Consider the following 11985-nt stretch of genomic DNA (forward strand, 5'->3'; position numbering starts at 1 on the left):
GGCGTCGGCTCGTTCCGACCCGCCGAAGCGCAGGACGCCGCCGCGCTGATCCTCCGGCCGTCAGGCGTGTCTCGACCTGCCGTACAGCGAGCGCCGTACGACGTCACCTCGTCGTCCGGCTCGCCCTGGTTCAGGGAAGCGTGCCCGCCGCCCGGCCGTTCGTGACGCGGAGCAGATCCAGCTTCCCCGCGTCGTCGCTTCCGGCCGCGGCCGTGTACGTGACCATGCGGAGGTCCGCGCCCGGAACGACGAGGACGTCGCAGTCGAGGGAGATGTCGCCGATCTCGGGGTGTCGGATCGTCTTCCGGTCGCTCGTGTGCTGGGACGCGGTCGCCGTCGTCCAGAGCTGGGCGAAGGCCTCGGACGTGGCCCGCAGATCGTGGACGAGGCGATCGAGCCGGGCGTCGGCGGGGTAGCGGGACACCGCGTCCTTCAGATCGGCGACGATCGAGGCCGCGAACGCGCCTTCCGCGCGGTCGGACCGGAAGGGACGGACCGAGGTGCGCGCCGCGCCCGCGCCGAAAACGGCCCGCGCCAGGTTGCGCTCCCCGACCGGGACCATCGAGGGGTCACCGTGCAGGGCGCTCCACATGCCGTTCCACCACACGAGCGTCCAGTCGGCGGCGAAGACCCCGATCGGGACGTCGCCGAGACGCGCGGTGAGCCGTTGGATGCCCGGGGGCACGTGGGTGCCGATCGTCCCGTCCTGGGGCGGCAGGAGCCCGGCTCCGCGGTACAGCTCGTCGCGCTCGGCCCGGGAGAGCTGCAGGGCTCGCGCGAGGGCGCCGACCACCTGCGCCGAAGGGTTACGCGCCCGGCCTTGCTCCAAGCGCAAGATGTAGTCCACCGAGAGCCCCGCGAGCTGCGCGAGCTCCTCCCGGCGCAGTCCAGGAGCGCGGCGGCCGCGCGTCACCGCGAAGCCGGCGTCGGCAGGCGACAGGCGATCCCGCCAGGTGTGCAGGAGTTCGCCGAAATCGGAGCGAGCGGAAGTCACGCCTTCATTCTCGCCGCCGCGGGCCGGACCAGCCTGGGTACTGCCAGTCCAGGTGACGGGCGTGGCACTGGTTGCCGAGGGCCGCGGCGGTGACTATGGAGACGCCCGATCGGGCTATCGGAAACCAATGCGGGAGGTTCCCATGCCGTCGACCATCGTGATGACCGGGGCGAGTCGCGGGATCGGCCGTGGCGCCGCGGAGCGCATTCTCCGGGAGGCGCCGCAGGCGCATCTCGTCGTCGCCGCCCGCGGGTCCACCGGCGCACGACTGGCCGCCGAACTCGGCGGGATCGGGCGCCGGGTGTCGCACGTCGCCGTCGACCTCGGTGTGCCGGACAGTGTGCGTTCGGCCGCGGTCGAGATTCGCGGCAGGCTCGACAGGGGCGAGTTGCCACCGCTGCACGGTTTCGTGGGCAACGCGGGGATCCAATACACGAACGCGCTGACCGAGGGGCCCGGCGGATTCGAGTCGACCTTCGCCGTCAACGTGCTGGCCAACCATCTGTTCGTCCGCCTGCTGGAGGACCGCTTCCATACCCCGGCCCGGATCGTGATCACGGTGAGCGACACCCATTTCGGCGACTTCGCGCACAACATGGGGATGGTGCCCGGCCCGGTCTGGCGTTCACCCGATGTCCTCGCCCGTCCCGGCGCGTTTCCCGAGCCGCGCGGCACCGCCGCCGGACGCACCGCGTACTCGACGAGCAAACTCGCCGCCATCTACCTCGTGCACGAGTACGCGCGCCGCCTGCGGACCGGGATCGATGCCGTCGGCTTCAACCCGGGGTTCGTCCCCGGCACCGACCTCGCCCGCAACGCGGGTCCGGCGTCCCGGTTCGCGATGCGCCGTATCCTGCCGCTGCTGACCCGGACGCGGTTCGCGACCAGCCCCGCCGCCGCCGGGCGCTGTCTCGCGGACGTCGTCCTCGGCGCCACCGCCGCACCGACCGGCGCCTATGTCGACCGCGACCGGGTGACCCGCTCGTCGGAGGAGTCGTACGACCCGCGGCGCGAAGCCGAACTCTGGAAAGCTCTGGAGCGTTTCATCGCGCCCTATGCCGCGTGAGCCGAGAACCCGTCCGACTCGCCGGGGACTCCTAGCCGGTGGAACCGGCGGCCGACAGCGAAGTAAGCAGTCCCAGTGCGAGGGTGACCCGCCGATCGCGGCTCAGCTCACAGGTAGGGGAAGCAGTCGATGTCGCGGTGCGTGAAGCAGGGCTGCTCGACCGGTCGCAGCCAGCGGGCCGGGACCCGCAGCGGTTCGACCTCGGGCAGGCGCACGGGCCGGTCCTCGCCGTCGAACAAGGTCCCGCGCACCCGGAACACCCCGTCCGGTAATCCGAGGGCATCGGCTTGCTCGGGAGTCAGCATCACCGCGATGCGCGAGTTCGCGGTGATCCGCAGGCCCTCGACGGTGATCGGATCGCTGGTGTGATCGACCCTGGTGACAGTGAGCCGGAACCGGCCGCCGCGCAGCCACGACCACGCCCAAGTGAGCGAGCCCGGCTGGTCGCAATCGGGGTATCGACTGCGCGGCAGGCGCTGCGGGACCAGCACCATATAGGTGCACCCGACCTCGATATCGCGGGTCCGCATACTTTCAGCGTGACCGCCGCACCGCCTGCTCGCAAGGAAACCGGCAAAACCACCGCACCACGTGCGGGCGAGGGTTCGGGGCGAGCGGATGGTTGAGAACGGCACTACCTTGTTCAGCGCATGAGGCGATCGCTGAACGCTTTGCCCCCGATCCGTCCGACCGTGAGATTCCTCAGCTGCGATCGAGTGAACGTCACTTTCAAGCGGTTCAGTATGGGGGCGAGGGGCCGGGGATCGATGTCGCGGAGTGCCTCGGTGAGCAGGCGGATGGGCTCGCCGCACGAGTCGTAGCGGTCACCGGGGTCCTTGGCGAGCGACCGGTGCAGGATCGCGTCGACTTCGGGCGGGATCCAGCGGTGGCGCGCGGAGAGTGCGGGAGGCGGCTCGTGCAACTGGGCCTCGGCGGTGGCCATGAGGTTCACGCGAGCGAACGGTGTGTGACCGGTGAGCAGTTCGATGGCCGAACAGGCCAGTGCGTACTGGTCCGTCGCCGGGGACACGGTCTCCGCTCGCAGCAGCTCCGGCGCGGCGTATGGCACCGAAACGACGACGAAACCATTGGACGACAAAGGCGGCTCGGGCCGGTGCAGCCACCGGGCCGAATCGAAGTCCGAGATCTTGACCGTCGCGGGCTCGTCCGTGCCGACCAGCACGTTCGCCGGCTTAACGTCGAGATGGACCACCCCGTTGGCGTGGGCGAAGTCGAGTCCGGCCGCGACATGCCTCAGTACATGGAGCGCCTGCCGCAGATCGGGGTGCCGATGTGGCACCAACGTCGAACCCGTCGCACCTGCCACGTACTCGTGCGCCGACCACAGCCTGCCGTCGGTTTCACCGTGCGTATACATGCGCACGATGTCGGGGTGCCGCAGCGCCGACAAGATGTCGAACTCGTGCACGAATCGAGCGCGCGCCTCGGGCGATCGGCTGTCTTCGGGCCCCAGGATCTTCAACGACACCGGCCGCGACCATTCCGGATCCTCGGCCAGGTACACCGCGCTGCTGCCCCCGTGTCCGAGCGGGCCCCGCACGATGAATCCCGCGAACTGGTCACCTGGTTCTAGCAGCACCGCCTCACCATAGTTCGCCGCACGGGCTCGCACGCCGGGGTTTGCCTACGTGTGCCCAACGGCACTGCACCATGGCGGCAGGTCTCTGTCGGAGCTAGTGGGCATGCTTCCCCGCCGACCTGAAGGTTTGTGGTGCGAACACCTCAGGCCGGCAGGCAACAGGTGGGCGTCAGACGGCGGTGATCGTCAGGGTGTAACCGGCCGGCCCGCCGTCGGCGGAGGAGACGACGACCTGGTAGTCGTTGCCGTCGGCGACGAGATCGGCATGCGGGACCTCGTTGGCGACCTGCGGCCCGATCAACGGGGCCACCGAGACGCGGGCATTGCCGGTGACGTCGAAGCTCAGGCGCTGCCCCGGCGCCGTGGCGATGGAATAGCTGTCGGCCTTGCCCTGTGCGACGTTGCCACTGGCATCGATGTGGTTCTGGCCAGGGGCGATCTGCAGGCGCTGCACCACACCGGGGACCGAAGGAATGCCGGGCGCGGCTTGGGCGGTCGCGACCCCTCCGGCGGCGGTGAAGCTGACGACGGCGAGCACCGCGGGCACGGCACCCACCAATGAACGAAACAGTCGAGATGCGGTCATGGCCATCATCTTTCCTCAGGACGTGTGCGAGATCTCATGCGGCTGCGATTAATCGGCAGCTATGCGGGCGGACCTGCGCAGACGGAGGACCGGACGACATCGTCCCGCGGCGGCGGGGGCAGGCTGCGTCGAGGCGAGGCACGGACGTCGAGGTGCTCCCGGCACCGCGCGGTCAGCCGGGTGCGTCGACGGATCGGGTCAGTGCGAGGTAGAGCCAATGATGCGCGGCGCCGACGGTGGGGGCGTGGGTGATCCGGTCGGTGAGGTGCCAGTAACGGTGGATGCGGTGATCGGTGTCGGTTGCGCCGCTGAGCAGTTCGAGGCGGAACTGTGGTGTGTCGCGGGTGCCGCGGGCGGCGGCGTGGGCGTCGACGAACTGGTCGAGTTCGGGGCCGGGCCGAGGTGGCTGGTGGGTGAGCAGCCGGTGACCGGCGGCCTGGCATGCCTGAGCGATCCCGGTGAGGAGTTCACGCCGGTGGCGGATGACGGTCCGGTTCGATCGCCAGAACTGGCGTGACACAGCGACGTGGAGCGCGGGATCGGCGGTGAGAGAGACCAGTTCGGCGTAGGCGGCGATCTGCTGGGCAGGGGGGTCGTCCGGCAGGCCGGGCACGTTCATCGCGACGAACTCGTCGAGCAGGCCCGGTGGGATGGGGGTGAGTACGCGTCGCCAGAACGCCACGATCGCGTCATGTGTGCGGTGGCGGTCCTGCACCGCGGCCAGCGTTTCCAAGCGAGCGGCCCGTTGGGTTGACGCGGCGTCTTCGACAGCCCGCAACGAGGCACGCCGCCATGTCAACGCGGCCAGTTCGACGTCCAGCGCACGACGTTCGGCGGAGACCGCGTCGGCGAGGGAGACGGTGCCCGCGAGGACGTCCGCTATCGCGGTCAAAGAGACGCCGAGCGCACGCAGCCTGCGCACCAACAGCAGACGATCGACCGCGGTGGCGGAATCGAAGATTCGGTGCCCGCCGGTGGTGCGGTGCGAATCCAAGATCCCGTGATCGCAATAGAAGCGGATGGTCCGGACCCGCACGGCGGTCAGTCGCGACAACTCCCCGATACTCACCGAGCCGGTATGTCGTGTGTCGTCGGTCACGATTGCTGGAACCTCCACCCGGGTGGAGTTCCTACCGTACTGGAACACCCCCGCTGAGAAGGAGCACGATGATGACCGGTAGCGCGACGATGACCACCGACCAGATGTGGCGAGCGGTCGCCGCTGAACGGGCGAGTTTGATCGAACTGCTGGAGACTCTGCCGGAGTCCGGCTGGAACCACGGTTCCCTGTGCGAAGGCTGGCGGGTCCGTGATGTCGTCGCCCACATCGTGCTCTCCGCGAACCCCGGCCTCGGCTGGATTCTGGTCAACGTGCTCCGCGCCCGTGGCAACTTCGACCGCGCCATCCGGGAGACCGCGATCCGTCTGGCCGACCGCGCAACGCCGACCCAGTTGCTCGCCGCGCTGCGCGAGGGAATCACTCTGCGCTCGACGCCGATCGGCACCACCGCCGCCGATCGACTGATGGACCTGCTGGTACACGGCCAGGACATCGCGGTGCCCCTCGGCATCACCCGGCAGATGCCCGTCGATGCCGCGCGATCGGCTCTCGAAAGAATCTGGGCCACGAATGGATTCCGATCCCGCGAGCTGTCCCGGTATCACCTCGTCGCCACCGACACCGGTTGGGCCGTCGGCTCGGGACCTCTCGTCGAAGGCCCGGCCGCCGCACTGCTCCTACTGGTCACCGGTCGCCGCGCCGGGCAGGAACACCTCACGGGCGAGGGCATCCCGCGACTGAACACCCGGTAGCCGAGGAGAATTCGGAGTTCGTGTCGGTGCCTCGTGCCAAACTGACGACGTAGTCACCTGGCCAGAGGAGAACGAAGTGGCCACCATTGATGACCGCCCCACGGTGCGACTGGTCGCCCATTGCCGCCGCTGTCACGGTTGGCTCCTGTCGCCGCAATCGGTCGCCCAGGGAATCGGGCCGACTTGCGCCGCCCGGGAGCGCGCCGAGTCCGCGCGGAGTCCGGCAGAACTGACATTGTTCGAGGTCGCGGCGTGAGTGCGAGGCGGTCGCCAGTCGGCGGGCTCGGCTGATCGGTAGACGGGTCGGGTGCGCATGACGGCGGCCGCGATCCCGGTCCCCGTCTCGCGCCGGTGTTCCAGACGGGTCATCCGCCTCGCCGCATCAGCAGGTGGCCCCGGCGGAACCGCTCGTTCTCGCACGGTTCACGCAGCATCCGGCCGATTTCGATGAATCCGGCGGCGCGAGCCAGCCTTGCGAGGTCGTCGATCGGCCACCGGTAGGCGGCCGTCACTTTGTGGTCGAACACCGTCACCGGCTCGTTCTCCGATTCGAAGAACGCGAGCAATAGGTGTCCACCAGCGGCGAGCACCCGATGGAACTCGGCGAAGTACGAGGGGATGACCTGCGGCGGGGCATGGATGACCGAGTACCAGGACACGATGCCGCGCAGCACGCCGTCGCCCAGGTCCAAGGCGTCCATGGAACCGACCTCGAACCGCAACCGCGGGTAGGTCTCGCGGGCGAGCTCGATCATCACCGGTGACAGGTCGACGCCGAAGACGTCCAGTCCCAGGTCTCGCAGGTGCGCGGTCACAGGTCCGGGGCCGCACCCGAGTTCGGCGACGAGTCCGGGATCAGCGCTCCGTGTGACTTCGGCGAACGCGGCGAGCACCGCGCGATCCAGTGCGATGGCCTCGAGATCGTCGCGGGGGAGTTCGGCATAGCGAACGGCGACGGCATCATAGGCTTCTGCCGTCGCGCGGAGGTGCGAGGAGGGTTCGATCACAAGCGAGCACACTAGGGCCTCCGAACTCGGCTCCGCCCCGCACCGGCGAATCACTCCCGGCCTGCGGGCCACTTCGAATCCGTTGTCTCGCCCCGGTCCGGAACCCCGACTCGTGACATGGCAATTGTCGGTCGGGGTTCCGGCGCGGGGCTCTCGACGTTCACCCGGTGGAGGCGGCGACGAGTTTGCGGATGATCATCGGCTCGGCGAGCACGAATTCGAGCACCTGCTTCACGTGTCGGAAGTGCGCGGTCGTGAAGTGTTCGTCGAGGGCCTGCGCGCTGGTCCACTCCTCGACGATCACCATCCGGCCGGCGTGGTTCGGGTCGAGGTAGGGCCGGTAATCCAGGCAGCCGGGCTCCTCCAGCGAAGGCTCGATCATCGCCTCCAGCGCGGTGCGAAGGCGATCCTCTTGCCCGGGGGCGGCCAGGCATTCGGCGATGACGGTCAACGACATGGTGATCTCCTGTGCGGTAGAGGTGTTCACGGCAGAGCGGGACCGGTGCCCGCGCCGGAGGAGGTGATCGCGGCGGCGATCTCGGCCAGGTCCGACGGCGTCAACGCCATCGACTCCGCGCCGATCCAGCCGTCGACCTGGTCGGACCTGCGTGCGCCGACGATGGCTCCGGTGATACCGGGCCAGGCCAGTACCCAGGCGATGGCCACCTCGGCGACGGTGGCGCCGTGCCGTGCCGCGATGGGGCGCAGCGCGTCCGCCAACTGGAGGTTGGCGGTCAGGCCGGTGGTGAAGTCGTGGTGGGCCCTCCGCCAGTCCTCGGTGGGCAGACCGGCCACCCGCTCGGCGGAAAAGGCCCCGGTGAGCAGGCCGGATTGCAGCGGCGAGTAGACGATCACGCCGGTCTCGTGCGCGCGCGCCCAGGCGATCTCGGCGGCGGACGACCGGTTGATCGCCGAGAACGGCGGCTGGATGACGTCGACGTGAGCGATCCGCTCGGCGGCCTCGAGCAGATCGGGCGTGTGATTGGACAATCCGATGGCCCGGACCTTGCCCTCGGCTTTCAGGTCGGCCATGACCTGCCAGTACTCCTCCAGCGGGGTGGCGTTCGGCGACACCGCGCCGAACCCGCCGCCCGCGTACTCCAGCGATTCGCCGGTGTCGGGATAGTGCACCTGGTAGAGGTCGATGTGGTCGACGCCCAGCCGCCGCAGAGAGTCTTCGACCTCGCGGCGCACGCTGGCGGGCTTCATGATCCGCCGAGGCGCGGCCGACGGATTCTCCGGGTCCCAGACCAGGCCGACCTTGGTGAAGATGTACGGGCGGTCGGCCTGCGGCAGGCCGGAGATGGCCTTGCCCACCAGTTCCTCCGAATGGCCAAGGCCGTACACCGCGGCGGTGTCGATCCAGTTGACGCCCGAGTCCAGCGCGTGGCGGATCGCGGCGACCGACTCGGCGTCGTCCGTGACGCCCCAGCTGAAGGTCCAGCCCGAGCCGGAAACGGCCCACGAACCGAAGCCGATTCGGGTGATGTCCATGCCGGTGGTGCCGAGGGGGATCGGGGTCAGGTTGGTCATAGCGCAATGCTCATTTCTTCTCGGTGTTGTTTCCGTGTTTCCAACCTTGACCGCCGCGACGAGGGCTACCCAGTGCCAGCCGCAGCCTGGGCACCGCGTGACCAGGTTCGTTTCCAGCGGGTGCGGGGATACTGGCCACATGCCACTGGACAGACGGGCAGAACTCGGCGAATTCCTGCGATCCCGGCGGGCCCGCCTGCGGCCCGAGGAATTCGGCTTGCCGGACTACGGCGGTCGGCGCCGCGTTCCCGGGCTGCGCCGGGAGGAACTCGCGCAGCTCGCCGGAGTCAGCGTCGACCACTACGTGCGGCTGGAACAGGGGCGCACCCTGCACTTCTCCGAAGCGGTGCTGGACGCGGTCGCCCGGGCGCTGCGGTTGAACGATGTCGAGCGGCAACACCTCTACCGGCTCGCGCGACCTTGGTCGGAAGGAGACCGCGCGGATGCGCCGCAGCAGGTCCGGCCCGGGTTGCGGCGGCTGCTGGATTCCGCCGCCGACGTGCCCGCCTACATCGTCGGCCGCAACACCGACGTCCTGGCCTGGAACCGCCTCGCCGCCGCGCTGATCACGGACTTCGGCGCACTACCACCCGCCCAGCGGAACCTTGCCCGCCTGGTCTTCCTGGACGAGGGCATGCGCAGCCTCTACGCAGACTGGCCGGAGAAGACCCGCGACGTGGCCGCCTACCTGCGGCTCGACGCCGGACGTCACCCGGAAGACCCGGAAACGGCGGCGCTGCTCGACGAACTCTCGGCGGCCAGCCCCGAGTTCCGGCAAGCGTGGGCCGAGCACCAGCTCAAGGACAAGACCCACGGCCGGTACGTCTACCGGCACCCGGTGGTCGGCGAACTGGACCTCGGCTTCGAAACCCTGCGCCTCCCGGACGATCCGGACCAAGCGCTGATCGCTCACACGGTCGAAGAGGGCTCACCCTCGCAAACCGCCTTACGGCTACTCGCGAGCTGGGCCGAGGAAACGCGGCCGGTGACCTGAGACCACAGTGCTGGACAGCGATCAGCACCCGGCCCTTGGACTCGTCTTGCCGCTCGGCGGTCGTTACCGGCGCCCCTGATACATCGCGAGTTCTCCCCGTCGGGCAGCCCGCCACCACCGCTGTCCGGAGTCGATACCACGCCGGATCTTGCGCACAGCGGGTATTTGGGTGATCAGGTGTCGCTGGTAGCGCCACGGCATCTGCTGCCCGTGCCGAGCCGCCATCGCATAGGCGAACTGCACGGCGCTGCGGTCGAGATACCGGTCGGCGTGTTCGAACCAGATCATGCTGGTACGGGCGGCGGCCTGGATCGGGCGCAGCGCAGCGCGCCGCTGCGCATCGTAGTTCTCCAGCGCGTCGGCGACCTCGGCGTGTTCGTACAGGCTCTGTGCGAGCACGACGGCGTCGACGATTGCCAACCGGGTGCCCGAGCCGATGGTGAAATGCGTCGTGTGCGCTGCATCGCCGAGTAGCACCACGTTGTCGTGATACCAGGTCTTGTTGGTTATCTCGGGAAACCGGGTCCACCTGGCGAACTCGCCTCGCGTCTTGCTGATCAACGAGTGACCGTCGAGAAGGCGCGTGAATATGTTCTCCAGAACACGCAAGTTCTCCGAGTTGTCCAGGGAATCGAATCCCAGTCCGTGCCAAGTCTGGGGTTGGCACTCGACGATGCAAGTGCTGAGTTTTTCGGCAACCGACGGGTAGGCATGGAACCAGATCCAACCGGCCGAGGTGTGCTCGAAGGCGAAGGTGAAGCGGGTGAAGACCTTGTCCGTACCGAGCCAGATATATCGATTCTCGCCGAGTGTGACGGACGTGCCGAAACGAGGATCTCCCAGCTGCCGCACCCGGCTGTTCGCGCCGTCGGAGGCGACGATGAGATCAGTGTCGACGAAGCCGGACAGATCGTGGACTTCTTGCCCGTGCTGGACATCGACGCCCAAGTCGCTCGCCCGCCGGGAAAGTACGTCGAGCAATGCCGCGCGCCCCATGCTGAACCCGTAGCCTCCGAAATGTGCGGTCTGGTCGTCGCGCACATGGATTGCTTGTTCACGCCATAGAACTGAGCCGGCACGCACCGCCTGGGCGCTGTCTGGGTCGTTGCGATACAGAATGTCGAGCAGGTCGTCCCAATACACGACGCCCCAGCCATAGGTGGACCCGAGGGGATCGCGGTCGATCACCGTGATGTCATGCGCCGGGTCGCGCCGCTTCATCGAAATGGCGAAGTACAACCCGGCAGGCCCGCCACCGACACACACAATCTTCATCTCGTCACCGGTTTCAGCCCGATTGGTCGAACCTGGCTGCACATGATCGGTACTCGATGCGACCGAGCCCGGCACGCTGTGCGTGTCCGGGCTCGGTCACCGGCGCTAGAAGCTGCCCCAACCACCCCAGCCGGGTGGGTTGAACCAATTCCACCAGCCGGGATTCCCACCCCAGCCGCCGCCGTTACCCCAACCGCCACCATTACCCCAGCCGCCGCCGTTACCCCAGCCGCCGCCGCGACCCCAGCCACCGCCGTTACCCCAGCCGCCACCGTTACCCCAACCGGGGCTGTCGACGAGCTGGGTTGCGGAGGTAGGCGTCGTTGCGTGCGCGCTGGGCGCTTGCGCCGCGGCTGCGACGACCGGAATCGCGGCGACAGCGGCTATACCGCTGGCGGCGGCCGCCAACCGGGCGAACTTCGTGTGTGAATTCTTTCTCTCGAACATGATAGGGCTCCAGATACAGTCCCGACCTAGTTGAATCCTACGCTGCTTTTCTGCGCTCCAGAAGTCGCGCATTGACAAATAGGTGCAGAAACGGGGAGGAAGTCGACCGGTGGTCCGCTCCGGAGCAATTTGCGGGTCATTTGCGACCGTTCCCGCACAATCTCGTGTACCCGCTCGCCCCTTCGTGCCCGCGCCGTCGATCCCTGATCCCCGTTTTCGCCGATCTATCCAAAGCCATCCCCAACGTTCCACCCAACGGCTTCGGACGCGACAAGGTGCCGATGCGCGCGAAGGTCGGTGGCCTGAATTCGACCGCCGCCGTGCCCGGCCGACTCCACGGCTGGGCACGCTGCACCGACGCAGCCGGGTCGGCTCGGTCGAGCTCCTGGCGGCACGGTCACGCCGACCGCCACGGCAGGAGCCGACGAACCGCCTTTCGTCCCGAGGTGATGTGCGGGGGTCGCGACATCAGGGAATCCTTGCCCCGAATACACCACCCATCGGTCGTCGTCATCGGTGATCACATACTCATCGGCGCCCCCGAGAATGATCGCCTCGACCGCCGCGGCCGCCTGGGACGGCTTGTCCTCGAACTGGATTTCGTAGTCGGCGATGGCGCGCACGCACCAGCCCGTTTCGATGCGCACCGCGGCGTCGCCCATATCCACCAG

15 protein-coding genes are annotated in these 11985 nt (G+C 68.4%); 4 read left to right on the forward strand and 11 right to left on the reverse strand.

Annotated features, from left to right (window positions below; genetic code table 11):
- Positions 1–130: 130 nt before the first annotated feature.
- Positions 131–994, reverse strand: coding sequence for a helix-turn-helix transcriptional regulator (locus tag ABZ420_RS23330; RefSeq protein WP_357126282.1), 864 nt, complete (start codon positions 992–994; stop codon positions 131–133).
- A gap of 142 nt (positions 995–1136) precedes the next feature.
- Between ABZ420_RS23330 and ABZ420_RS23335 the strand changes: the two genes are divergently transcribed.
- Positions 1137–2060, forward strand: a complete 924-nt coding sequence (locus ABZ420_RS23335) for an SDR family NAD(P)-dependent oxidoreductase (RefSeq protein WP_357126285.1) — start codon at positions 1137–1139, stop codon at positions 2058–2060.
- Positions 2061–2167: 107 nt separating this feature from the next.
- Here ABZ420_RS23335 and ABZ420_RS23340 read toward each other — a convergent pair whose 3' ends face one another.
- The 4 genes from ABZ420_RS23340 to ABZ420_RS23355 form a co-directional block, all read right to left on the reverse strand.
- Positions 2168–2590 (reverse strand): hypothetical protein, encoded by a 423-nt coding sequence (locus tag ABZ420_RS23340; protein ID WP_040865270.1) that lies wholly within the window; start codon positions 2588–2590, stop codon positions 2168–2170.
- Positions 2591–2703: 113 nt separating this feature from the next.
- The gene (locus ABZ420_RS23345; protein WP_357126289.1) at positions 2704–3660 is read right to left on the reverse strand and encodes a serine/threonine-protein kinase; all 957 of its coding nucleotides are present in this window, start codon (positions 3658–3660) and stop codon (positions 2704–2706) included.
- A gap of 169 nt (positions 3661–3829) precedes the next feature.
- Positions 3830–4246, reverse strand: a complete 417-nt coding sequence (locus ABZ420_RS23350; protein WP_357126292.1) for a hypothetical protein — start codon at positions 4244–4246, stop codon at positions 3830–3832.
- A 172-nt stretch (positions 4247–4418) separates the two neighbouring features.
- Positions 4419–5345, reverse strand: a complete 927-nt coding sequence (locus ABZ420_RS23355) for a MerR family transcriptional regulator (RefSeq protein WP_357126294.1) — start codon at positions 5343–5345, stop codon at positions 4419–4421.
- Positions 5346–5413: 68 nt separating this feature from the next.
- On the opposite strand from ABZ420_RS23355, the gene ABZ420_RS23360 reads away from it, so the two are divergent.
- Together ABZ420_RS23360 and ABZ420_RS23365 are read left to right on the forward strand one after the other, a co-directional pair.
- A complete protein-coding gene (locus tag ABZ420_RS23360) occupies positions 5414–6058 on the forward strand; it encodes a maleylpyruvate isomerase family mycothiol-dependent enzyme (protein ID WP_357126297.1) in 645 nt (214 codons plus the stop codon).
- 103 nt (positions 6059–6161) lie between these two features.
- Positions 6162–6314, forward strand: a complete 153-nt coding sequence (locus tag ABZ420_RS23365; protein ID WP_357126333.1) for a DUF6011 domain-containing protein — start codon at positions 6162–6164, stop codon at positions 6312–6314.
- A gap of 109 nt (positions 6315–6423) precedes the next feature.
- Here ABZ420_RS23365 and ABZ420_RS23370 read toward each other — a convergent pair whose 3' ends face one another.
- The 3 genes from ABZ420_RS23370 to ABZ420_RS23380 all read right to left on the reverse strand — a co-directional run bounded on the left by ABZ420_RS23370 (position 6424) and on the right by ABZ420_RS23380 (position 8598).
- Entirely contained in the window at positions 6424–7065 is a 642-nt protein-coding gene (locus ABZ420_RS23370; protein WP_357126300.1) for a class I SAM-dependent methyltransferase, read from the reverse strand.
- 160 nt (positions 7066–7225) lie between these two features.
- A complete protein-coding gene (locus tag ABZ420_RS23375; RefSeq protein WP_357126303.1) occupies positions 7226–7522 on the reverse strand; it encodes a putative quinol monooxygenase in 297 nt (98 codons plus the stop codon).
- Positions 7523–7548: 26 nt separating this feature from the next.
- Entirely contained in the window at positions 7549–8598 is a 1050-nt protein-coding gene (locus tag ABZ420_RS23380; RefSeq protein ID WP_357126306.1) for an aldo/keto reductase, read from the reverse strand.
- Positions 8599–8737: 139 nt separating this feature from the next.
- Between ABZ420_RS23380 and ABZ420_RS23385 the strand changes: the two genes are divergently transcribed.
- Positions 8738–9592, forward strand: coding sequence for a helix-turn-helix transcriptional regulator (locus ABZ420_RS23385; RefSeq protein WP_357126309.1), 855 nt, complete (start codon positions 8738–8740; stop codon positions 9590–9592).
- 63 nt (positions 9593–9655) lie between these two features.
- Here the strand turns inward: ABZ420_RS23385 and ABZ420_RS23390 are convergent, their stop codons facing one another.
- From ABZ420_RS23390 to ABZ420_RS23400, 3 genes are all read right to left on the reverse strand, one after another.
- The gene (locus tag ABZ420_RS23390; protein WP_357126312.1) at positions 9656–10942 is read right to left on the reverse strand and encodes an FAD-dependent monooxygenase; all 1287 of its coding nucleotides are present in this window, start codon (positions 10940–10942) and stop codon (positions 9656–9658) included.
- 30 nt (positions 10943–10972) lie between these two features.
- Positions 10973–11314, reverse strand: coding sequence for a hypothetical protein (locus ABZ420_RS23395; RefSeq protein WP_357126315.1), 342 nt, complete (start codon positions 11312–11314; stop codon positions 10973–10975).
- A 224-nt stretch (positions 11315–11538) separates the two neighbouring features.
- Positions 11539–11985 (reverse strand): hypothetical protein (locus ABZ420_RS23400; protein WP_357126318.1); only part of this gene is annotated, 447 nt, incomplete at its 5' end.

Source organism: Nocardia sp. NPDC005745, assembly GCF_040630775.1.
In the GTDB taxonomy this organism is placed as follows: Bacteria; Actinomycetota; Actinomycetes; order Mycobacteriales; family Mycobacteriaceae; genus Nocardia.